17 protein-coding genes are annotated in these 24,785 nt (G+C 35.4%); 10 read left to right on the forward strand and 7 right to left on the reverse strand.

Translation table 11 applies throughout. The annotated features are described in order from the left end of the window. The first annotated feature begins 57 nt into the window (after nt 1-57). The gene (mobC, locus tag NZ698_RS14785; RefSeq protein WP_263003975.1) at nt 58-2,049 is read left to right on the forward strand and encodes a conjugal transfer protein MobC; all 1,992 of its coding nucleotides are present in this window, start codon (nt 58-60) and stop codon (nt 2,047-2,049) included. A gap of 316 nt (nt 2,050-2,365) precedes the next feature. Here the strand turns inward: mobC and NZ698_RS14790 are convergent, their stop codons facing one another. Further along, nucleotides 2,366-3,217 carry an RteC domain-containing protein gene (locus NZ698_RS14790; RefSeq protein WP_263003976.1) on the reverse strand — a complete coding sequence of 284 codons (852 nt, stop codon included), beginning with the start codon at nt 3,215-3,217 and terminating at the stop codon, nt 2,366-2,368. 43 nt (nt 3,218-3,260) lie between these two features. Then, nucleotides 3,261-4,970 carry a helix-turn-helix domain-containing protein gene (locus NZ698_RS14795; RefSeq protein ID WP_263003977.1) on the reverse strand — a complete coding sequence of 570 codons (1,710 nt, stop codon included), beginning with the start codon at nt 4,968-4,970 and terminating at the stop codon, nt 3,261-3,263. 322 nt (nt 4,971-5,292) lie between these two features. On the opposite strand from NZ698_RS14795, the gene NZ698_RS14800 reads away from it, so the two are divergent. The 3 genes from NZ698_RS14800 to NZ698_RS14810 all read left to right on the forward strand — a co-directional run bounded on the left by NZ698_RS14800 (nt 5,293) and on the right by NZ698_RS14810 (nt 7,504). After that, nucleotides 5,293-5,469 (forward strand): hypothetical protein, encoded by a 177-nt coding sequence (locus NZ698_RS14800; protein WP_263003978.1) that lies wholly within the window; start codon nt 5,293-5,295, stop codon nt 5,467-5,469. Between the two features lie 222 nt (nt 5,470-5,691). After that, nucleotides 5,692-7,197: a MauE/DoxX family redox-associated membrane protein gene (locus NZ698_RS14805; RefSeq protein ID WP_263003979.1), complete on the forward strand. Its 1,506-nt coding sequence runs from the start codon at nt 5,692-5,694 to the stop codon at nt 7,195-7,197. 34 nt (nt 7,198-7,231) lie between these two features. Beyond that, nucleotides 7,232-7,504 (forward strand): DUF6520 family protein, encoded by a 273-nt coding sequence (locus tag NZ698_RS14810; RefSeq protein ID WP_263003980.1) that lies wholly within the window; start codon nt 7,232-7,234, stop codon nt 7,502-7,504. An 18-nt stretch (nt 7,505-7,522) separates the two neighbouring features. Here NZ698_RS14810 and NZ698_RS14815 read toward each other — a convergent pair whose 3' ends face one another. The 3 genes from NZ698_RS14815 to NZ698_RS14825 are packed head-to-tail and all read right to left on the reverse strand — an operon-like array spanning nt 7,523 to nt 14,428. Beyond that, complete coding sequence (locus NZ698_RS14815; RefSeq protein ID WP_263003981.1) at nt 7,523-10,024, reverse strand: alpha/beta hydrolase family protein; 2,502 nt, start codon at nt 10,022-10,024, stop codon at nt 7,523-7,525. After that, nucleotides 10,014-11,390, reverse strand: coding sequence for a RagB/SusD family nutrient uptake outer membrane protein (locus NZ698_RS14820; RefSeq protein ID WP_263003982.1), 1,377 nt, complete (start codon nt 11,388-11,390; stop codon nt 10,014-10,016). The genes NZ698_RS14815 and NZ698_RS14820 overlap by 11 nt, the downstream gene beginning before the upstream one ends. Before the next feature lie 38 nt (nt 11,391-11,428). Further along, nucleotides 11,429-14,428, reverse strand: coding sequence for a SusC/RagA family TonB-linked outer membrane protein (locus tag NZ698_RS14825; protein WP_263003983.1), 3,000 nt, complete (start codon nt 14,426-14,428; stop codon nt 11,429-11,431). Nucleotides 14,429-15,084: 656 nt separating this feature from the next. On the opposite strand from NZ698_RS14825, the gene NZ698_RS14830 reads away from it, so the two are divergent. Both NZ698_RS14830 and NZ698_RS14835 read left to right on the forward strand, forming a co-directional pair. Further along, the gene (locus tag NZ698_RS14830) at nt 15,085-15,345 is read left to right on the forward strand and encodes a helix-turn-helix domain-containing protein (protein WP_263003984.1); all 261 of its coding nucleotides are present in this window, start codon (nt 15,085-15,087) and stop codon (nt 15,343-15,345) included. 277 nt (nt 15,346-15,622) lie between these two features. Next, entirely contained in the window at nt 15,623-16,558 is a 936-nt protein-coding gene (locus NZ698_RS14835) for a bacteriophage abortive infection AbiH family protein (RefSeq protein ID WP_263003985.1), read from the forward strand. 131 nt (nt 16,559-16,689) lie between these two features. Here NZ698_RS14835 and NZ698_RS14840 read toward each other — a convergent pair whose 3' ends face one another. Next, entirely contained in the window at nt 16,690-17,655 is a 966-nt protein-coding gene (locus NZ698_RS14840; protein WP_263003986.1) for an HNH endonuclease, read from the reverse strand. Beyond that, complete coding sequence (locus tag NZ698_RS14845) at nt 17,648-20,125, reverse strand: hypothetical protein (protein WP_263003987.1); 2,478 nt, start codon at nt 20,123-20,125, stop codon at nt 17,648-17,650. Before NZ698_RS14845 ends, NZ698_RS14840 begins: the two co-directional genes overlap by 8 nt. A 288-nt stretch (nt 20,126-20,413) precedes the next feature. On the opposite strand from NZ698_RS14845, the gene NZ698_RS14850 reads away from it, so the two are divergent. The 4 genes from NZ698_RS14850 to NZ698_RS14865 all read left to right on the forward strand — a co-directional run bounded on the left by NZ698_RS14850 (nt 20,414) and on the right by NZ698_RS14865 (nt 24,782). Further along, nucleotides 20,414-21,502 carry an AAA family ATPase gene (locus NZ698_RS14850; protein ID WP_263003988.1) on the forward strand — a complete coding sequence of 363 codons (1,089 nt, stop codon included), beginning with the start codon at nt 20,414-20,416 and terminating at the stop codon, nt 21,500-21,502. A gap of 7 nt (nt 21,503-21,509) precedes the next feature. Beyond that, nucleotides 21,510-23,876, forward strand: coding sequence for a S8 family peptidase (locus tag NZ698_RS14855; protein ID WP_263003989.1), 2,367 nt, complete (start codon nt 21,510-21,512; stop codon nt 23,874-23,876). Between the two features lie 98 nt (nt 23,877-23,974). Then, the gene (locus tag NZ698_RS14860; RefSeq protein WP_263003990.1) at nt 23,975-24,106 is read left to right on the forward strand and encodes a hypothetical protein; all 132 of its coding nucleotides are present in this window, start codon (nt 23,975-23,977) and stop codon (nt 24,104-24,106) included. A gap of 493 nt (nt 24,107-24,599) precedes the next feature. Beyond that, nucleotides 24,600-24,782: a hypothetical protein gene (locus tag NZ698_RS14865; protein WP_263003991.1), complete on the forward strand. Its 183-nt coding sequence runs from the start codon at nt 24,600-24,602 to the stop codon at nt 24,780-24,782. The last annotated feature ends 3 nt before the right edge of the window (nt 24,783-24,785 follow it).

The raw sequence follows: 24,785 nt of genomic DNA on the forward strand, positions 1-24,785 counted from the left end.
ATTAAGGACTTCAATATTGTAGGATTTTATATTCGCTCCAAATAATTATACATACTCATGGGAGAAGATGATGCAAAAGGACTGGCCAAGATAATGGGATTTATGAGAGCAATCAGTATTCTATTAGTTCTGATGCATCTATACTGGTTTTGTTATGGCTTTTTTCTCGAACGGGGGTGGACATTGGATCTTATTAATAAAATACTCTACAATTTTGACCGTAAAGCAGGTTTGTTTTCGAACCCATTATATTCCAAAATATTTGCTTTGGTGTTATTGGCATTGAGCTGTTTAGGAACTAAAGGAGTGAAAAATGAAAAGATAATATGGCCTAAAATCTATGTTGCTGCAGGGATTGGATTCTTCTTATTTTTTCTGAATTTTCCTTTGTTGAAAATAGGCTTTAATATGGGTCACTTGCTTTACAGTCTATCCATGGGATTGGGATATGTATCTATGATGGTTGCAGGAGTATGGATGAACCGGTTACTACGTAATAATCTATTGGATGATGTCTTCAATAATGAGAATGAAAGTTTTATGCAGGAAACAAAACTGATGCAGAATGAATATTCTGTTAATCTTCCCACCAAATTTTATTATAAGGGGAAGTGGAATGACGGTTATATCAATGTTGTCAATCCCTTCAGAGCAACGATCGTTTTAGGAACTCCGGGTTCAGGAAAGTCGTATGCGATTGTGAATAATTATATCAAGCAACATATTGAAAAAGGATTTTCAATGTACATCTATGATTTTAAATTTTGTGACCTTTCAACCATCGCGTACAATCATCTGCTGAAGCACACCGAAAAATATAAAGTAAAGCCTCAATTCTACGTCATCAATTTTGACGATCCAAAAAAAAGTCATCGCTGCAATCCTTTAAATCCTGATTTTATGACCGACATATCAGATGCGTATGAAGCAGCGTACACTATCATGCTGAATCTGAACCGGAGCTGGATACAAAAGCAGGGTGACTTTTTTGTCGAGTCACCGATTATTTTACTTGCGGCAATCATCTGGTTTTTAAAGATTTACGAGGGTGGAAAATACTGTACGTTTCCGCATGCCATCGAACTGTTGAATAAAAAATACTCAGATGTATTTACTATTTTGACTTCCTACCCTGATCTTGAAAACTACCTCTCCCCTTTTATGGATGCCTGGCAGGGAGGAGCACAGGATCAGTTGCAGGGACAGATTGCATCCGCTAAAATACCATTATCAAGAATGATTTCTCCACAGTTATACTGGGTAATGACCGGTGATGATTTTTCGTTGGATATTAATAATCCCAAGGAGCCGAAAATTTTGTGCGTGGGAAACAATTCCGACAGACAGAATATTTATTCTGCTGCTTTGGGACTGTACAACTCAAGAATTGTAAAGCTGATTAACAAAAAAGATCAGTTAAAGAGTTCGGTAATTATTGATGAGTTGCCCACGATTTATTTCAGAGGACTGGATAATCTGATTGCCACTGCGCGAAGTAATAAGGTGGCGGTGTGCTTGGGTTTTCAGGATTTTTCGCAGTTAACCAGGGATTACGGCGATAAGGAAAGTAAGGTGATTCAGAATACAGTAGGTAATATTTTTAGTGGTCAGGTAGTGGGAGAAACGGCCAAAAGTCTGTCGGAAAGGTTTGGAAAAGTACTACAGAAAAGACAAAGCATATCCATCAACAGAAATGACACTTCAACCTCAATCTCTACGCAATTAGACAGTTTGATCCCCGCTTCAAAAATATCTACCTTAACGCAGGGAGTTTTTGTCGGGGCAGTTTCAGATAATTTTGATGAGCGAATTGATCAGAAAATGTTCCACGCTGAAATTGTAGTCGATAATGAATCGGTAACTAGACAAACTAAAAACTATCAAAAAATACCAGAGGTTTTGAGTTTCGTAGATAAGGACGGAAAAGATCAAATGAAACAGGTGATCGATGAAAATTATCGGAAGATTAAACTAGATATCTCAAAAATTATTATTGATGAAATAGAAAGAATTCAGAATGATCCTGCTTTACAACATTTATTAAAATGAGAAATTAATGATTTGTCAGAAAGCACAATTATTTTATATGGAGCTGGTTTTAAAAATTATTGATATTTTAACGGATCGTTCATTTAAAGTTTCGAACATGTCTTCTGTGCGGATAAGTCTAAAATTAATTTCTGGTGATTGCCAGTAAATATACTTTAAAGCATTATTTTTTTAAACTATAAGTACATAAAATCCCCTACAGTAGGGGATTTAGCTTTTAGAAATTAAATAGCAGCATACCATTGTTTGCACTACTATCCAGATTAGATTCTGTTTTTCAAAAATTTGTATCGAAACCAGAGCTATAACATGAATGCTACGACTCATCCTCATCTTTATCCAGAAAATGCTGAATCAGATGATCATTGATGAGTTGAATGAATTTTGCAGGTCCCTGCTTCCTGTTCCTGATTTCAAATATGGTTTTGTGAAAATTGCCAAGATCTGTATCCAGAAATTTTTCTACAAACTTGATCACCTCACTTAATTCGATATTTCCTCCATTAAAACACCTCATCTGGTACAGTCCGTATACCAATTCAATCAGACCTGCTTTAGAAGCTGACCACGTTAAAGGAGATACTGATTTTGAAGCAGGACTATCTGAGATATTGACGATCTGCTTTTTTAAGAATTCATCCAGCTGCTGATTTGCTATAAAATGCGCTATGAGATGATCATGAGAAGTGGTAAAACTTCTGTCAAAATTATAAAACCCAAACGACAATTTCATTTTTAAATCATACGAGTTCCTGATGAATATCTTATGATCAAGATAGGTTGCATCACGTCTGTAATAGCTGTAGAACTCCGCATTTTCCTGATAAAACTGATTGATTTTTTCCTGTTCTTGTTCATAGTACTTTTTTAAAATCTTATGGCCTGCTGTGGGTCTGTGTGATTCTAAATCCAGCACAGTACTGTAATACATAAACTTTGAAATCAGTTGAGGCTTGAGTGTTTTGAAAAAATGAACTTCCTCGCCAATGCTGTCAAAATGATGATCAACAATCATTTTTTTGACCAGTACCACACATTGATCAATCAGGATCAGACACTTTTCCGATATTCTGATGAGATCACTGTTTTCATCATGTACTGCCTGCATTCTGCGTTTTAGATCTTCATCCAATTCACCGATTTTTCTAAAAATTGTTTTTGTAACCATGTCCTTTTTTCAGAAAATTACAAAAATTCACCAATTGTAGATCCTATTGCAAGCCCAATTCCTTCTTTCTGTTTTTTATGAAATCAGCCGGACGTATACCATTGTATTCGTAAAACAGATCCGAAAAGTTCTGTCGTGCCGCTATTCCGCACATTTCAGCGAGCGCTTCTATTTTAAAGTTTAACGATTGATTATTGGTATTGAGGAGATTCGTGATATAATTGATCCTCAGACGTGATAAATAAGTTGTAAAATTGACCTCTTTGTTTTCTCTAATATAAACAGAAAGATAGTAAGCATTGGTTCCAAAATCCTTTGCAATGCTTTTTTGGGTCAATCCCAATTTATTGTATCCTTTATCTTCTTCAAATTTTTTAATCTTTTTCCTAATCTTTTCGAAAACTTCCGGAGAAAGTTCAGTTTTTATTCTGTACTTGGGCGAATCTTCTGCCACCTGTATGGTTTTCTGCATCTCTTTTTCATCAAGAAGTCTTTTTTGCAGGTTTAAATATTTCTTTTTAATGATTTGATCTTTACGGTATCGCATCGAAAATAGGACAATCACAATGATAAGAACGATCATTAAAAAGACACCAAATCTTGTTTTATAATAACCTGATCTTTCCAGTTCAGTTTTTTCTTCCATCAGAGAACTCCGGTCGTAATCCTTATGAATCCTCTCTGAAAGATAGGAGAAGTCTTTGGTAATTAAACTGTCTGCTTTTAGTAGTTGTGTAGTATAATAAAGCTCTTTCTTGACATCCGAATTATTGTAGTGATTGATCAGATAATGATAACTTCTTGTTACTTCAGGGAGAATAAAATCATTTTTATTAAATATAGAATCGATTTTCTGATAATTTTTAATGGCAAGTACCGGATTTTCCTGAGTTTCATGTAGTTTTCCAAGGTAATAATAAACTACAGAACACCATGCAAAATCGTTTCTTGCGATCAGGCCAGGGAGAGATTCCTCAAGAGAACGTTTGGCTGAAATAAAATCCTTTTTATGGAAACTGGATATGCCCATGCATTTCAGAAAATAAGATTTTTCCAATGCGAAATCCCTATCAGCCTCGGTCAGTCTATATCCAAGAGCACTTAAACTGTCACTAGTCTTAAAATTTTTGAGATACCTATTGACTACGGTTAGCTGGTGCAGACTGTTATAATATGCTTTTTTATTGCTGTATAAGTCATTATCATGCAGCCTGCGTTTAATCTGTTCTTCATAAAAATTGATACAGTTTTCAAAATGGGACTGAGCATCCTGATAGTACCCTAAATGATTTTTAACAATGCCCATGTGATACAGGACTTTATGTTTCAGAAATTCATCTTTGGAATTTTTGGAATATTTATACGCTTTAAGATATTGATCTAAAGCAGGCTTGAATTTCTTCTTATTGAAATAGAATAAAATACCCTTGCTCAAATAGGCTTTGCTGATTTCATCTTTATTGCCATACATCATCGTTGCAGAAATGGTACTGTCTGCATACTGTAGCTTTTCATCAAATGATGCTGAATATTGTCTTCCGTCACGATATCCCTGAATGAGGTGTTCTTGATTTTTTTCTTTTTTGGCTTTTTTGATATATTTCTGCACAGACGGCATCGCCCTGCTGTCATCGTTCAACATTTTTTCATATTCTTTTCTGATATCGCGATAGGTCAACCTTTCTGAATTCTGGGGAAATAATTGTTGTGATAACAATAAAAATACGGTCATCAGGTATTGATACTTTTTCATATGCTCTATTTTAAAACCTCACCATCTCAAAAATAGACAATTTGCAACATAATAAGTCTTATCCTTTGGAATCGATAAGCCATTCTAAGACAAATTATGACAATACTCGTCATAATGCTGATTGACGGACTTTTTTGATTGTCCTAATTGTAAAATTAGGACGTCTTAATTGTGCAAAAGCTCCTTGCAACAGTTTTTTACGAGGTTTCTCCCCTCTACCTTTGGGTAACGAATTCGATTCTTATCCGGCCGGGATAACTACCAAAAAATTATTAAAATGAAAAAGTTACTCCCAATTTTAAGCCTGGCCCTATGCTCGGCAATGATGCAAAACTGTTCACAACATGACGAAGATTTTGTACATGAGACAAATATTTCAGAAAATCTGCAAGATCATCATCTGATGAGCAGAGATTCTGCGAAGTCATCGGACGAACATCTATATCCGGACCCTCCCGTAAGAGACGGAGATGACTGGCGGATAGCGCCAAAGAAATAAAGGCAAATTATAAAAAGAATGTACCCATGATTCCCCAAAAATCCATATCAGTCGTTACAGGCAAACCATGTCCTACAAGTGGCATCTGGGAAAGTATGGGGAATTTTAAGACAACCATTACCCTGTATAAAGGTGAGCCCATGCCGGAATATTGCGGTTTTCGGGTTCAATGGAAACTAATAATCAAAGGATAAAATCAACACCCTTATAAATCGTTATGCCATGAAAAACCGTTCGATTAATATACCCCTAATCATCGCTTATTTTTTTATTCTGCTGTTTCTTTACGCAGCGGTGAGTAAAATCTTAGACTTTGAAAATTTTCAGGTTCAGATCGGGCAGTCTCCTTTGCTGAGCGCTTATGCCGGTATTATCTCGTATTCGGTGATTCTTGTTGAGATCGTCATTGCCCTATTGTTGTCTTTTGAAAGGTATAGGAAAACAGGATTGTATGCATCTACTGCATTGATGTCATCCTTTACAATATACATCTATCTGATTCTTAACTACAGTGATTTTGTTCCGTGCTCATGCGGGGGAATTCTTGAAAAACTGGGGTGGACTGAACATTTAATTTTTAATTTGGTATGCGTTGTATTGGGTATTGTTGCAATCATCAGTGAAAAGTACTGTCAAGGTAACAGTATGAGATCTAGTGTATTGATTATTTTGGGAACTAATATTATTAGCATTGGAATGGTGATCACCTTATTTTTGTCATCAGAATACATCATTAAAAAAGAAAATAATTTTACCCGAAGATTTCTTCTGCATCCGGTTTCGGAAACCAATACTTTAACCCTTGATAATAAAGATTATTATTTTGCAGGTTTTAATCAGGACACCTTGTATTTAGGGAATCGTCAATATCCACTGTCTTTAACAACAACAGATACTGCCCTCTCAAAAATTCATACTTCGTATCTCCAGCCGGATCATAAGCAGTTGGATTTTAAAAATATTTCTGTTGAAGTGAAGGGTACTCATTATTATGTTTATGATGGTACAGTACCTGTAATATTCAGAGGAAATATCGGAAGCATCAAAGCAAAAACCATCAGTTATCAGGATGCGTATTTTAACAGTCTTGTTGTTTTAGACTCTACGAGATTTGCAGTACGTACCCAAAGTGCAGCGACTCAAAATTTCATTTTAGGACAGATCGATCTGAGAAAGACTCCCAAATTGACCATGATTTCAGGGATACTGCAAAAACAGACAGACGGCGTTTTTGATCTCGATGGAATTTTAATCGGCGATGCAGCAGAAAAGGAGCTGATCTACACCTATGCTTACAGAAACGAGTTCATTGTGATGGACAACGATATGAAAATAAAACAAAGACTTCACACCATCGATACAGTCAGAAATGCACAGATCAGAAGTGTAGCATTATCTGACGGTAGCCGCAAGATGAACCAGCCTCCCCTTAAAGTCAACAGCCAATCTTTTGTTTACCGGGGTCTACTGTTCAATCACTCTGTGCTGATGGGCAAAAATGAATCAAAAAATGCATGGAAAAAAGCAGATGTCATTGATGTCTATCAAACAGATGCTCAAATGTATATCGGAAGTTTTTATATCTATAGAAAAAATAATAAAAAGTTGAAAGAACTGTATGTAAAAGATCATTCAATGTACATCATACAGGATGATCTTTTAACCAGATATCATTTATCAGAACAAATTACGAAGTACTTCAGAAAGGGGGAAGCTGAAAACCCTTAACCAGAGTAGGCAACAATCATTATTATTTATTACTATGAAAAAGTTCATTATTCCTGCTATCCTGGTATCACTGGGAACAGGAGCAGCGTTTGCAGGCAACGCAAACAACAAGAAAGCCAAAGCTTTGGAAGCCGGCTACAGAATCGTTACTGTTGGTGAGAACCAGACCGTCTGCGTTGATGCGCAGCAGAGTTGCGACAATGTTCAAAGTCCCAACATTTGTAAATGGAGCGGTGATGGTGTCACCAATCTTCATCAGTTTGATACGCCGACCATGTGTGGCGAGTTACTGTACAAAATTCCATAATCTTAAAGAGGAAGGACGCTACAAAGCGTCCTTTTTCATTTGTTGATGAATCCATTCTACATCTTTATGATCTTTTAGAAAATAGTCCCACCACTCCATGGCTCTTCTGCTAAAATCTTTAATAGCTTTGCTTTCGGGTTCGAGAATATGACCCTGATCTGAATAAAAAAGAGCAATCACATCTTTTCTGTTTCTGACCAATGCGGTATAAAATTCCATCGTTTGTGACGGCAGAACGTTGTTGTCCTTTAATCCTGCCTGAAGCAAAATCGGAGCATTGACTTTTTCTGCATCGTAGATGGGATTATTATTCAAATATAGTTGTTTATTTTCTGCAAAAGGGACTTTCATCTCATACTGTCCGTTTTCTACCCGGGAGTATTCGTTGAAAGCAGAATGAGGATTGTTTGTAAAGTAATGGCTGGTTAAGTTGCTGACGCCTGCACTGGATAAATAGGCTTTAAATCGGGTGGAGTGCGTTGCAATAAAGTTGGTTTCATACCCTCCAAAAGAATGTCCTGTCAATCCGATTCTGTTGTGGTCAATAGAGTGTACAGCTTGTAATGCATCCAATGAACGGTGTACACAGTCTAATGCAGAAAGTCCGCTTCCCCTCTGATCCATGACAATATCCGGCAGGAAAACGAAATAACCTTTTTCCAGAAGCACTCTGGGATTGAATCCATCGCCACTCTCTTCATCCGTCAGGAAATGGTTAGATGCATTACTTTGTTCCATATAGATTTTGACGATCATGGGATATTTTTGTGTCGGCTGATACATCAAAGGATAATACAAGACTCCTTTTAAATCTTTTCCAAAAGAATTTTTATAGGAGATGATTTCCTGTTTTATTTCCGGTTCTTTTAGTCTGAGTCCCTGACAGGTCATGCATTGCTTTTTATCGCTTTTGCCTACAGGATACTGAAATATCTGCGGACTTTGAGCGTATGATTCTTCGATCGTGTATATGAAACCTGAAGCCCGGTCTGTCATTTCAAAATCTTTGATATACCTCTTTGGGGCAGAAACCATTTCTTTGATATTTTTTCCGTCCCATCGGTAATAGGTTAACCCATTGGTTTTCTGATCCCATGCTTTAATAATTATTCCCGCCGATAGATTTTCTCTGCTGCAGCTGATACTGACTCCGAATTTCTGAAAAACATTGACTGAACTGTTACGGACAACAGTGGTTTGCAATCCCGGAAGGAGCGTTTTCTTCCACTTATTCTCAGGAAGATCATATACTTTGACTCCATCTTTGCTTTCGAAGATCAGCATCGATTCATCAGAAGAGAAGAAAGGATTTGTCAGATTTTGACCAAGACTTTTAATAGTCATGGAAAAGGTATCAAGAAGCTCCCAATTCATGGTAAGTTCATTCCGCATGACAACAAACCGTCCTTTGACAGAAGCTTCAGCATTACGAACTGCATCAGCAACCTTCCGGGAAGTATTCATTTGTCGGTCGTACAGATCGATTCCGAAAACAGGCTGCGCAAAACGGTAATCGAATTGTTCCACTTTCTGAAGTGTCAGGAAAAAACGGTCGCTGTTAATCGAAATATAGTCGAGATTGGATTCAGATGGAAAATACTGTGCTGTTCCGTTTTGGGTGTTATAAAGCCAATATTTATTTTGGGGAATCCCTTTTTTTCTAAACCGCATGTAGGGATCATTGCCATACCGGATCTCCACAAAGCTTTTTTCAGGAGCTTCCCGTTTTTCAGATTCAATGAGAAAATAACGTCCATCCTGAATCGGTGTCACTTTGATAAAATTTGCATCCGTAAAAATATCCTGTAGCGGAAAATGGAGGCCAGAGGTTTTGGTATTGACCAGAACTGCCCTTATCTTTCCGGTGGATGCATCCTTTTCCGTGAAAGCAGCATACCTACCTGTTGCAAACTGAGGAACTGCCGAGATAGTATTGGTGGTGGTGTAGATTGTCTTATGGATATCTCCATAGATATTGATCAGCTGATAATTTGCCCCTTTTTTAGCAAGCGCAACCACAACGGTTTTTTCGTCCGTGACATACTCTTCAATATCCCCTACTTCCTTTATTTTTTTAGCATCACAGTTATAAATGGTGAGGATATGATGGTCATTCAGGATCACAAAGTGGTTGGCTTCCGTGAGCACATCGTTTTTTTTCACGCCTTTGAACGTGATTGTTTGTAGATCATGCAGCCTGATCAGATCTGCAGTATTGCTACCCTGAGCAAGAATTGACTGCTCACCGATAAAATTTTGTTTTACATTTCGTTTAACCAGCTTGGTATGAATCTTTTGAGGATATCGGGTGTCAAATACCAATATGGTGTCACTATTCTGTCCATACAATGTCCTCGACAGCAACCACCTTCCCTTCTCGGAAAGCCGGAGATCATTGTAAGTCGGAACAGTGGTCGGCGGCGTTTCGGTTGATTGATTCATGGATTGAGCATGATAACGATGGAAAAGCATCAGCAGCAATACGATGATCAAAAGCATGAACTTCCTGTTAGTATCCATTGTTTTGCGGCTTGAGGTTTGGATTTAAAAGAAGTTCCCGCTCAGGAATCGGCCACAATTGATGTTCCGGTTTCCAGTTGGGTTTCGTAGCAGTCAGCTGTTGGAGTTGATTCATCCGTTTCAGATCAAAGAAACGGTGTCCGGTCTCGGTAAAAAACTCTTTGCGGTTTTCGCTCAGGATTTCATTGAGAAGCGTTTGCTGACTGATCGGCGAAGCAACGGCTCCCAAACCTGCACGTTGACGCACAGCATTGAGATAGGGCAAAGCTTCAGCTGTTTTATTTTGCATTGTTAATGATTCAGCCAGCAGCAGATACGCTTCTTCAATCCTGAAGACTACCGAATATTCGTCGGTATTTCCGGTCAGGTTCTTGTATTTGGCAGCTCTGTACCAAGTGTTTCCTGCAACAGTCACGGGGATTGTCCAGCGCTGCTTTCTCAGGTCTGATGCTGAAAAACTGTTCATTAATGAAGTGGACAGGGCATAATTATAAGGGGGAATAAAATCGAAATAATAGGCAATCACTTCTTTAACCGCATCGTTGGTATTGAAAGGTTTGAGCTGCCAGATGATATTCGTGCTGGTCTTTTTAAAGGTCTTGGTCAGATCATTCTGCACCAGATACAAAGGACTCTGGATGATCAGTTTAAGATGGGATTCTGCCTCAGCCCACTTCTGTCGGGTCATGCAGACTTTAGCCAAAAGGATCTGTGCTGACTTTTTATTCAGATAAATTCGTTCGGCATTCCGGTACTGATCTGAAAGCATGGGAACTACTTTGTTGAGATCACTTTCTAACCTTTCAAGCACTTCAGCAGAGGGCGTCTTTGCGATCGACTGATTGGTCAGATAGTTGGTGGTCACCGGATATGGAATATCTCCGAACATCTGTTGCAGATAGAATAAAAGCAGAGAACGGATCAGCAGTGCCTCCCCTGAAATTCTCATTTTATCCTGAGCACTCAGTAAAACTGAATGTTCACAGCCTTCTATGACTGCATTGCAGGAATATATGATCTGATAGGCAGATGCCCACTGTCCGTACACAATAGGATTGGATGGAATAAGCTGATTGCGATAGACTTCATTCATGCCATTGGTAGATGAGGTGGCATAAAAATCAAGGTCATCGGTGTAGAGGCTGAGCATCAGCGCGGCTTTGTCGCCGGAGATCGGGGAATTGTTCCACAGACTTGCATAGAGGCCCGCCAATGCTGCATCCGCAGTCTGGACATTTTCAAAGACCGTTTCGGAAGCGATCTGGTTGGCAGGAATTTCTGCGTCAATCATTTTCTCACAGGATAACAGAATACCGGTTAAAAAAAGCATTCCTGCGATGTTCATATAGTTGATTATCTTTTTCATTATAAGTTCGTATTAGGGTTATAGGATGTTTATCCTGCTTAAAAAGTCAGTTGTACGCCCATGGAATAGGTTTTCATCGGCGGAAGGAAGCTCATGGACGGAAACTCGGGATCATAGCCAAAGTATTTCGTGACGGTCAACAGGTTCTGTCCCTGAATGTAGATTCTTGCATTTCTGAAAAAAGTGTTTTCAACGGGGATCTGATAGCCCAGCTGAACATTTTTCAGACGGATGAATGAGGCATCGGAAACCGAAGCGGTCGAGTTCTGAAACTGGGCATGCAGCGGATTGACCGTGGACTGATACGGCATGTACAATCCATCAGCGTTCTGGGGTGACCAAACATTCAGAACATCTACTGGGAGATTGCTCATAAGTCCGGGAGAAGGCATGGTGCTGTTAAAGTTTCTGTTTTTTTGTTTCACAAACTGAAACAGAAATGAGAATTCAAAATTCTTGTAGGTCAGCCGATTGTTCCAGCCTCCGAAATATCGAACCCCGAGGTTCTCAATCGCACGGGTATCATCCGGTGCTGAAATCTTACCGTCGCCATTATAGTCGGTGAAGATATATTTTCCGGAGTTGGGATCAATGCCTTCAAGGTTGTAGAGCTTAACAATGGTGATCGGCTGTCCTACGATATAGGTATTGGAATAGGTGGAACCTTCCAGACCCGGAAATGCCACGAGTCTGTTTTTGGGGAAACTGATGTTGAACGAGGTATCCCATCTCAGTGCTTGGTCTTTGAACGGATCGGCACTCAACTCGAATTCCCAGCCGGTGTTTTCCACTTCAGCCGGCATATTGGCGAGTACGGAGGTAAATCCTGTGACTGCCGGAAGCTGGTAGCCTACCAATTGATTGGAAGAGCGGTTCCGGTACCATGAAGCCGTCAGGTTGAATCGGTTTTTAAAGAAGCTGGCTTCAAGGGCGGTTTCCAGTTTATAGGTATTTTCCCAGCTGTAGTCAGGATTGAAAAGCCTGGATGGAATCAGGGCTGCCGTTCCGTTGTAGATCAATGTTGAAACGGTGTAGGTATCCAGATACTGGTAGTCCCCGATGTTGTCACTTCCGGTAACGCCATAGCTTCCGCGAAGTTTGGCAAAACTCAGCCAGTCGATGTTCTTGAATAGGGTTTCTTTGGAGAAAAGCCATGCAGCACCGATAGCTCCGAAATTGGCAAAGCGGTTGTTGGGACCGAAACGGCTGCTCCCGTCTCTCCTGCCCGTCAGATTGACAATGTATTTACCGTCGTATTGGTAATTAACTCTTCCGAAAACAGCAGTGTATTTGTATTCTGTTTCGAGCTGGTCACCAAAGGTTTTGGTTTTGGCAGCGGCAATATTGCGGATGAAGACATTGCTCTCAAATCCTGTTCCTGTCATCGAACCTCTTTCAAAACTGTCCTGCTGTAAGGTTCCTCCGACGATTATATTGATCTTGTGATGGTTTCTTTGGAAATCCCAAGTCAGTTGGGGTTCGACCACTAATGAAAAACGGTTCTGACTGCTTTTCGATGCTTTTGAAGTCGCACTGGATAATCCTAAACTGGTGGTAGGACTGTATATGGTATTGGGCTGGAGTGACCATTCTTCAAAATTCTGATAGTTGATCCCGCCGTTGAGTTTGAGTCTGATGTTTTTTAAAACTTCATAAGAAGCGGTCAGATTGGTAATCAGCTGTTTGGAATCATTGGTATAACTTCCGTTGAAAGCAGCCACTGGGTTGGTAAACATTCCGTTAGCCCAGTTGATGCTTCCGTCAGGAAGGTACAATTCAGGAGCATTCGGAGCGAGCAGAAAAGCCTGCGCCGTGACGTCGGTATTGATCACATTGTTTTTAAGCAGGGAGAATATGTTCGAAACATTGATCTCGAGCTTTTTGTCTTTTGAACGGTGGGATATGCTGTTGTTGAGACTGTTGGTCACATACCGGAAACCTCTTCCGAAAGGCGTGGTCTGTTCGGTGTGGCCCAGACTGATGATAAATCCGGTCTGCTCATTTCCGCCGCTGACTGATCCTCTGATATCGGAGAAGGTTGAGGTATTTCCGATGAGCTTTTCAGGCCAGTCGGTAGATCGGTTTTGATCCCAGGTTCCGTTGATATCGTACGCATTGGCAGGATAGGTGCTGATGTTGCTGTTGGCAAAAGCCTGACGGCGCATCCCGAGATACTGCTCGGTGTTCATCATGCTGAGGTTGGAGATCGCACTGCTGAGTCCATAGTTGCTGGTGAAGGATAGGCTGACTTTTCCGGCTTTTCCTTTTTTGGTCGTGACTAAAACCACCCCGTTGGCTCCTCTTGAACCGTAGATGGCAGTGGCATCAGCATCTTTCAGGATCTCGAAGCTTTCAATATCATTGGGATTGATGCTGTTAAGGGGATTGATGCTTCCGTTGGGAAGGGATGATCCGGCATAGACGGTTCTGACTTCGCTTCCAAGGACTACTCCATCGACTACATACAAAGGCTGATTGCCGTCGAATTCTGAATTGCTTCGGGTACGGAGGCTGTTTCTTCCACGAATCTCAATTTGGTATCCTCCTCCGGGTGTTCCTCCGTTCTGGGAAATGTTAACGCCTGCCATTCTTCCCTGTGCGGATGCGAGCACATTGGTGACGGGTTGGTTTTCGATGTCTTTGGCGGAGATCTTGGCAATGCTTCCGGTCCTTTCTTTGTCTTTGACTTTGTAGTAACCGGCGTTAATCACCACTTCTTCGATGCCTTTGACTTTTGGGTCAAGGGTGAGGTTGATGACGGATTGGTTATTGGCGGAGATTCTCTGTTCTGTATATTCAGGATGTCTGAAGATGAGGACATTGTTTTCTCCGGTGATTTGGAGCTGATAACTGCCTTGGGTGTTGGTGACGGCAGTCTGGTCACTTCCTTCCTGGGAGACTGAGACTCCTGAAAGGGGCTGGTCATTCACGGTAACTGTGCCCGTGACGGTTTTGGTCTGAGCCTTTAGGTTTCCGCAAACAAGGGTCAACATAAAGGCAAAGCCAATACTTCCTATAGTATTATAGGATTTTTTCATAGTTTTGTAATGTTTTTAATTAAACGATTCAATAATCATTGCTCCTTCCAAAATGTTTTAGTCGACTTATGGGAAGGGGCTTTTTTATTGAATACTTTTCTTTATTTCATTTTTTTTATAATATCACTACAGAATTCATGTATTTGAAAACAAAACTTTCCTAAGTGCCTTTTGGTTTGAAAAAGGACATGGTGAGGTCTTTGAGCAGTGACCAAAAGACACTGGAAAGCATTAATTAATATGAATGAAAAATTGTCCCGTGTAAGCTTTAAAAGCCGCAATAGGTTGTACACCCTATTGTATCCTATAATCTGATACTATGTTTTTGGAAGCGGCTTAGAATGTAGACTAATTAGAAAATAAAAACAGCGTGAAACTCTACAATATCCGGCTTGAGGTACTGGCATACCATGGAAACAGATAAGAGAGCTCACGCCTAGGTCGTGAGCTTAATACTTATCCTCTTGTTTCCTTAAAAAGTGCCAGTTTTCAAAACCAAGATTCTAAGCAATAGCTTCTAATATTCTTTGAAGTATCGCAAAATTACAATTATTGTAACTTATTTTACAAATATAGAAATTTTATTTAAGTTATGGTAATATATTACCACGGATTTTAAAATCAAAAATACAAAATTGCCATTAAATACAATATTAATGGATAGCAAAGAAGTTTTAAGATTATTTATGTTGGAGTTTTCTGAAAATCTAAAAAAAGTTAGAGAATCAAAATTTAAGTCAATGGATCAAGTTGCTCAGAATTCTGCTTTCGATTCAAGCAACTACAATAAATTTGAAAATGGAAAAGGTAATCCGACCATAGAAACAATGCTAAAAATGTCATCAGCGTTTGGAATTTCTCCAAAAGATCTCTTCAATTTTGAATTTGATATAACTAAATATAAAATAGATGAATAATCAAAATTCTGACGGTCTTGGGATTTTATTGAAAGTACCCACTTCTTCAGAATACTGATAATACATGGTTTCAGAAGTTCTTCTATTTATATAAACTTCTCATTTGATTTAAAGACGGATTTTTATTTATTAAACTGCAATTCTTTTATTGAAATTCTTGCATTTAAAAAATAATTTTTCTAATAAAAAATTTTAAATTAAATTCTTCAAAAGGATGAATTTAATTTAAAAATCCTCTTTAATAAATTATCTCTATTTTAAATAAAATAATCGTACAATGAAATTATTCGTAATTGGCAATGGATTTGATATAACTCATGGGATTCCTTGTAAGTTCTCCGATTTTTATATGTATTTAAAACGTTTTAGGTATGATGTTTTAGATTACATGGAAAAGTATTATGATATTGAGGAAAATTCTAAATTATGGTCAGACTTTGAAAATGCTCTTGAGAGCAATATTGTTTATGATTCCCTAAAAGAAATTATAAATGATTACCCTCCTAATCTGACGTCTAATCATTGCGATTGGTTTGAGGCCGAAACATATGTCGAACAAGAATGTCAAGAATTATTAGATTACATTCGTATTGGATTTGAGGAATGGATAAATTTTTTAGAAATTTCTTCCGTCGATAAAAAATTTACTCTTGACAGTAATGATTTATTTATGACTTTTAATTATACTGAAACATTAGAAAATGTTTATGGCATTGCGGAGAAAAACATTCTTCATATCCATAATAAAGTGGGAGGAAAACTTATTTTTGGCCACGGTAAAGAAACTGAAAAGTTTAATGTGAAGAGTGCGTTGTATGGTAATGAGAATATTTTTGAAATGGTCGATGAATATGGAAATGTGGAGTCAAGCGAAGTAGGTCATGAAAAATTTGCTGAAATTGAGGTCATTAAGTTTTATAATAAAATGAGAAAGCCAACTGAAGAAGTTATCGATGATAATCAGCTTTTCTTTTCAAATATTTCAGAAATAAAAGAAGTTATTGTTTGGGGGCTTTCGTATAGTGATATTGATTTTCCTTACATAAAAAAAATTTCAAAATCAATCAATAATAATATAAAGTGGACTTTATCATATTTTTCCGAAAGCGATAGGGATCAAGCAATAAATACAATGCAAAGACTTGGAATTTCTGAAAGCTTATATCTTCCTAAACATTTCGTGGCTCTGGAAAAAGAGTTAAAATATAATTAAAAAAGTGTCATGAAATCTAGTTGAGATAACAAGCTAAGATAGTGACCTACATTAAATAAAGCCTTAAATCATACACATTTATAAAAAAATGTGAAATATAGAAGTAATCAATTTGTGAGTTTACCTCATAATTACTTTTTTTTAATTAAGCCAAGATCCAAACCAATATCTTGGTAAAGTTTAGAAAATGGCCTTTTGTGAATATCATCAATATTAGTATAATTTCCTAAAATCATTCTATCAACTTCATTATCACTGAAAAAAATACCTTTTTCACGGTACTTTTTTAAATACTTCCTATAGGTGTCTGAATATTTTATTTTACTTTTAAACACTAACTCCACAACGTGATCTGAGTGAAGCTCATATAATTCTTTAAGTTTAAAAACTTCCAAATTTCCAGTAAGCGAACTTGTAAGTTCTACCTTGACAGAATTTTTATCTAAGAGCGATGAAATAATGCCGCTGGTCAAAATTTTATAAGAAAACGTAAAATCAGTATCCATAATTTGATAAGGATTTGTGATTTTTAATTTTACTGGATCTTTTTCGCCCTTAACCTCTAGGCCATTACAGGTCTGGCAGCTGGGAATTAAATTATAGAAACTCATTGCAAAAAAGGGATATTTGGATTTAGGAAAAAAATGATCAATTTGAGGTTTGATTTCATCTTTTTTTGCAAGATAATATATATAATTTCTATTACAATATGGACATGTGTCTAAATTTATAATAGTGATAAAATCATGTTTTGAAAACTTTTTAGTATCATAACAACTTGACACAAAGATATTGTACAAAATTCTGTTTGACTCACTTTTAGAATCCAAAAATTCAGTATAATTCTTGTTTAAATCGGAGATTATTTTAATCAATCCATCAGGTTTAGCAGTTATTAACTTCTTAAGATTTCCAGATATTAATAAGAAATTTAAATAATTAAGAAGATCTTTATTTGGTTTAAGTACAACGAAAATTTTACCGGATTTCTTTCTTATACCATTTTTTATAACATTTGATATTCTTGATGTTAGTAATTTTTCAATTAATAAAAAGTGACTTTCGGCAGCCTTATCATTCAATTTTAGACTAATCATTTTGCTTTAGCTTTAATAGTTCTGCTTCTAGCTCATCGATTCTCTTCTGTTTATTTAGTTTTGCATAAAACATATCCAACAATTTATTCCTTAAAAAACTTTCTCCAATTAAATTAATATTTTTCAGTAAATGATCTCTCTCTTCTTCTGATCTTTCTTTTAGTTTTTTATTGTTGAGAAGTTTTATGATTTCATCTATTTTATCAAGTGCAAACTCACCAACTGCACCGTTTTTTAAAAAAAAATTGTGTGCTAACAAATCATGAATGTTACCTCCAAAGGTATTGTATGTATCTGAAAAAAATTCAGGTTTTGCATCATCATTAAGGAATAATATATTTTGTTGTGGAATGTCTGAAAGTATAAATGGTGAATGTGTCACAAAAAGAAAATTTATACCTTCGATATTCCTGAACCTGATTTTAGATAACTGTTTTAGTAAATCAGCTATAAAGACTCTTTGATATTCTGGATGGAAGTATAATTCAATTTCATCCAAAATTACATTAATGTTTCTAAATTTATATGTGGGAGCGATTGATATTGAACTTATAGACTCCATCTTCTTACCTTCTTCATATTCGACTGAATCAATATTTTTTAAATGATAAATTAAAGAACTGATAATTGAATTTTTTTGGTATTCCCCAGAACTTAATGTACTAATATCAATATTTGAAACTTGTGTTGCTGCAGATTTTAAAAAAATGTTTGTCTCAAAAATTTTAGGAGGTAAATAAAATAATCTACTCTCATTATTTAAATTAGCAATGACATTATTAATAGCGGTATTGAGATTATTAATATTAACAAAATCAGTTTTCTCGGTGAACTTTTTATATAACTTTACAAGTTTATCATTCTGATTACTTAGACATAATTTCAAAATTTTCTGAGATTGTCTGAGTTTTAGTGAAATATGAGAATTATCTGTCTCAACAATTTTATTTAAAAATTCAGTGTGAGGATTAGTCGTAATCTTCTCATCAAGACCCAATTTCGCAGCAAAGCTTAAAATAGTGCCCGACCTGTTAAAAACATCATATTTTGGATAGGCAATGGATTTATAACTTTTTATCATACAATAATAAAATAAATGCTTCTCTAAATGATATTTTTTATATGTAAAAATTATATTATTTTCTTGGAGTTTAAAATGTTGTTTCCAAAAATTGAAATAGATAGTTAATATCTGAAAGATATTATATATGTAAAAATTAAAATCTGCAGTTTCGGTTATAATATAATTTATTCTCGCTTTTAATTCTGCATCCTCAATTCGTTGCATTAATTCTTGATAAATCAACACATAATCAGATTCATTTGAGACAGAAATATTGAGTAATCGTGCAAAGTTTGCAAGATTTATGAAGGTTAAATCGGAATATGTACTTTCATTTTTAAGAATAAAATTTCTTGTTTTTTTGTTATTAATTGTCTCTTTAAAACGATCTAACAATATTTTATTTTGTACCAAAAAATCGTAGTAGTCATTTACTATTTTTGCAGTATAATTACTGTCTTTAGTAAGATGTGATCTAAGAATTTCTTCAACTTCCTTATAATTATTGATTTCAAGAGCATCTGATGTGATAATTCTGTCTAAATAGTCTGCTAAAGCATCCTTTTCTTTAAAAGTTAATTTTATTTTATCTATAAGAAGATCGTCTGTTAAATAGAAATCATTTTTATACCGGTCTAATATTGTACTTATCAACCGTTGACTGACAAGATATTTTTCATTCCTAATATATATTTGTCCTGCTTCTCTAAAAGGATGTAAGACAATTGGAGTCTGATATCCATCATTTTTATGAAAAAGTTGAGTTAGCCACGAAACTTTATCGCCATCTGCAGTTTTATAATACTCGCTTTCAGAGTGATAATCTTCGTCATCGAGACCATATAGCGAATAATTAATGTACATTGTAAAAAAGAGGTCATCAATATTAATAATCTCCTTTCTATATCTTTTTATTTCAGCTTGTTTGGTTGAATCAAAGATTACTTTTTTTTCTAATGAAAATTTTACAATTATATTGTCAATCCCACCTACGTGATAAATTTTACGTGAATCAACAAAAATTTTCCCTATTTTCCCATTAATTTCAACAAAAAGATTTGCGTATACTCCTTTAGCAAAGAACAAATTATCTGTTACTTTACCAATTTTATATTCTTTAAAAAAATTATTTAAAATTCTTATTATTAATTCAACAATAGAACTTTTTCCTTTGCCATTTTTGCCTACAATAGCTTGAACATTAATGTTTTTTAAAGACGATTTTTTCTTGTCTGTAAAAAAAAAATCGTCTGGTATTTTCTGAATCTTTTCTTTAGATATTTCCTCTGTTTTTGGATTAAATGAAAAATTGTTATCTAAAGGATAATAAGTATCAGCCGATAACTTTTTTTTTATTCCGTCAGCACAACCCAATAAAGGCTGTACGCCCACAATTTTAAGACTCATTTATATGTAGTTTTTATTAAGGAAGATTGATTTATCCGATAATAATCGAAAAAGTCAATAAATATAAAAAATATATCTTAAAAGTACCATATTAAAAAAAACCTCTGGAAAGCAGAGATTTACTCATTATAAAATATCGATCATAGGTTATAACTACAGTAAAAACCATACTAACGTACAAATAAATAACGATTTTTTAAATAAAAATAACAAAATACGTTAAATAAATTACAAATCACTTGTTTTAAATAACAATATTCGATATATTTGTAACACTAAAATCAAATAATGCACACTGAAATTTTAAGAATTATCGAAGGAGGCTTAAATAGAGATATAAAAAAAATAACAAACTATTCCAAAATTTTAGCTGAGAAATTAGAAAAAGATGGAGACGGTAAGTTAGCAAAGTTGATTCTAAATATTTTAGAAAATAAACCTTCTTCAATGGTGTCAATGGATTCATTATTATCAAGCCCTGTTGATCAGGAAAGCCGCATGAGCATTGTTGATATTTCAATGCCTATCAAAATTGATGAGGATGTGATACTTCCACCGAGCATCTCAAATAAAGTTGAAGACTATATTAATCTATATAGTCATCAAAATGAACTAATAAAAAATGGACTTGAAATCTCCAATTCGCTCCTATTGTATGGAATTCCTGGAGGAGGAAAAACAACGATAGCAAAATACATTTCATTCAAAACAGGACTTCCATTAATTACCGCAAGATTTGATGCTATTGTATCTTCCTTATTGGGCAATACATCAAAAAACATACGTAAAATTTTCGAATATGCAGATGAAAAACCATGCATTCTATTTTTAGACGAATTTGACGCAATCGCTAAAGCGAGGGATGATCAATATGAGTTAGGTGAATTAAAAAGAGTAATAAATAGTTTATTACAAAATATTGATACATTTTCTAAATCTAATTTGCTGATTGCAGCTACGAACCACTCTGAACTGTTAGATAAAGCAATTTGGAGAAGATTTAATACAGTTATAGAAGTTGGACTACCTCAACAAAATGAAATACAAGGACTCATTGAAAAATTTGTACAAGGCTCAGCTAACGATTTTCTAAATGACGAAAAGAAATTGGTTAGAATCTTACAAAACTTGGAAGGAAAAACACCTTCATTCATCAAAACATTGTTTAACAATATCCTTGCTCAAAAAATCATTAGAAATAAAGAAATTTTATCATATGAAGATGTTCTTGTGGAAATTTTTGAAGCTAATAACAAAGATTACAAGGCTGAGGATCTAATTATATTTTTAAACGAAAATGGTATTTCTCAAGAACGCATAACTCATATAATGAACATTTCAATCAGACAAGTAAGAAACAATTTAAAAACAAAATAAGCACATTATGGAAAGGAATTTACCTATAAAATTTTTTCAGAAACGAATTAACGATGAAAGAAATACAGAAGGAGGCGGAAGTTCAAATCCTCCAAAGTGGTTCAATGAAGAGATTATACCAGAAAAAGCTAGGCACTTTATTCAGGCTCTAAATATTGTATCTGAAAAAATAACACAAAAAAAGCATAGTGGCAACTATATCCCCAATGTTGTTAAAGTTAAACTTAATGAAGACGCCTTAGCTAAAACTTATCGTAGAGAAATTGGCAAAATCTTTAACACTCAAAAAATGAATATTATAGGCTTGAGTCAAAACGACGAAGTGTTAGTGAAAATTGAAAATGCAGAAGAAGTTGATAAGATTACTAAAAAATTAGCAATAGGACTAAGAGAGCTTGCTAGCCAATCTCTCAAGCTTGGAATCGGAGCAATTGAGGATATTGAAGAACATTTCCCTGAAATTAACATTGACAACGAGACACTTGAAGAAGATGAATCACTTAAGGTAAAGTTATTTAATTACGGGGATCCGGAATTAAATATTATGGCTATCAGAGCATTTGAAAAGTTCTGTAACGAAAGACAAATTAATTATAGTAGAACATTATATTCGGCTGATTTAAACATTTTCAAAATAACTCAAGCAACTCTTGATACCATAGAGGAATTAAAGGATTTTGATGGAATACAGTTAATTACCGAAATGCCTAGATATCATGTCACTTTAGATGAACTGGAAGGTGACGGTGAAATTGAAATAAAAACTCCTGAGATAGGAAGAGAATATCCGACGATTGGTGTTCTAGACAGCGGGATTGCGAAAATTCCTCATTTATCGCCTTGGATATTAGAAAACAATTTTACAAAATATCATGAAGATGACATAGATAAAAGTCATGGAACGGCGGTTTCGGGAGTTATAATATACGGAGATGAACTAGAAGAAGAAAAATATACTGGTTTTCAAGGAGCCAAACTTTTCGAGGCTATTGTATTTCCAAATAATACCTCTCAAGGAGTTTCGGAAGAAGAATTGATTGAGAACATCCGTGAAGCAATTAGTGAAAATGAAGATATCAAGATATGGAATTTATCACTAGGAACCAACAAAGAGGCTGACGAAGTAGAATTTTCTGATTTTGGAAAAGCTTTGGATGAAATTCAAGAACAACACAATGTTTTAATCTGCAAATCTGCAGGTAACTGTGGGAACTTCAAAAGTAATATACCGAGAGGTAGAATATCTCAATCCGCAGATACTATTAGGGGGCTGGTAGTAGGTTCAATTGCAAAAAACAAAAATTCTACAGACTTCTCAGAAAAAAATCACTCCTCTCCATTCTCTAGAATTGGACCTGGACCATCTTTCTTAATAAAACCAGAAATCTCTCATGTAGGCGGCAATGCCGGTTTAGATCATCTCAATAGGTTGATCCTAAATCCTATATATACTTTTTCTAAAAATGGAGATAGGAAAGGCGTAGCTGGAACAAGTTTTTCAACTCCAAGAATCTCATCCATAGTTTCTGGCCTTGACAGTTTATTAAATGAAGGTTTTAACCCACTATTATTAAAGGCTCTAACAATTCATTCCGCAAAGTATCCGGAAGAATTGAAATCCCCTATTGATGAGAAGTTGAAACATTTAGGGTTTGGCGTACCATCTAACATACAAGATATATTATTTAATCAGCCGAATGAAATTACTCTAATTCTTCAGGATAATTTGGAAAAAGGTAATTTTATTGAAATTCTTGATTTCCCATATCCACAGTCGATGATTGACGATCAAGGATATTTTCATGGCGAAATCTCAGTAACGCTTGTCACCTCTCCTATTCTTGACTCAGCAAACGGTGCCGAATATTGCCAATCTAACATTGATATCTTGCTAGGAACTTATGATGAAAAGGTAGATAGAGATACCTCCAAACCAACTATCATAAATCCAATTGGAAAAGAGGGAGCACAAAACCTTCTATCTCACAGTCTATACAGTAAATCCGCAATAAAAAACAATGATAGTCCGTATACAAAAGAGAGAGTTTTAGTTGCTTATGGAGATAAATTTCAACCAGTGAAAAAATGGGCTGTCAATCTAGATGAATTTACTCCTTCAAACAAAGAAAAGTTCTTAAGAAATCCAAAAAATTGGTATTTAAAAGTAGATGGTCTCTTTAGAGATTTTACAGAAACTAAAGCAGATATGCAAAGAATTACGCCTAGTCAGGAGTTCTGTCTTATTATCACAATTAAGGATACAAAAAATGAAAATCATATCTATAATGAGGTGACACAGTTACTCGATAGCTATAATTTTGTACATCAAAATGTTCGATTAAAAGAAGATGTTAGAGTACAATTAAGAAATTAATCTTTGCTCTACGCGATTTAATTTAAATATTTTTCATTTTAAATTCACATTTTTATTTATAACATCTAAAATTCAAAACAACTTTAAATTTTAATATTATGGGATTAAAAACAGGACCTAAAAGAATAGCAGTTTCTACCGGACAACCGGATAAAAGACAGCGTGACAACAAACAGACTCCGGGAAATACTCCTTCCCTAAAACCACCTAAGAGACAACAAGGTAGGTAAACTTTTAAACTAGATTCTGATTATTTTCAGAATCTTTTTTTATACTTGGTTCTAAAACCGTGAGACTACGCACTTTACTAAATCAATAGTTTATTATATTTGCAATGAACTAAAGCAAATGTACAATTACGCAACTCCACATCTAAAATCCCAAGCCATCTATATTAACGGCAAAGACAGAACTGATGAGATAGAATCGTATTTTATTGAAGTTAGTGTGCAGTAATTTATAAAAGTTAATAAGGTATTATTCATATAATTTAAGCAAAATTTAAAATCCGTTCATCAAACTAAAATGTAGATAGCATTTTAATTAAATCCGAATAGTAGATATCTTCGAAAAAGTGAAATTGCAACGTTTATGACATTTACAAACTGCCATGATGACAAGTACTTCAAATTCTTAAATAAAAATAAAATTTAATAAAAACTTAAAAATATTTTTAGTTCATTAATTATTATCTTTAAATTTGCTTCATTAAAGTAAAGCAGAATGAGTACTAAAGAACATAACGAACATTTGGAAAAGCTGAAAAGTCTATCTTCTAAGATTCTTAGATCTAAGGAGTCAGCTTCTGCTTTTTTGTTTTCTGCAGGAATTCACACAAAAAGCGGAAATCTAACAAAGCCATATCTGGCACCTTCTAAACCAAAGCAAACTCCTACACATAAATAATAC

Source organism: Chryseobacterium edaphi (genome assembly GCF_025628985.1).
In the GTDB taxonomy this organism is placed as follows: Bacteria; Bacteroidota; Bacteroidia; order Flavobacteriales; family Weeksellaceae; genus Chryseobacterium; species Chryseobacterium edaphi.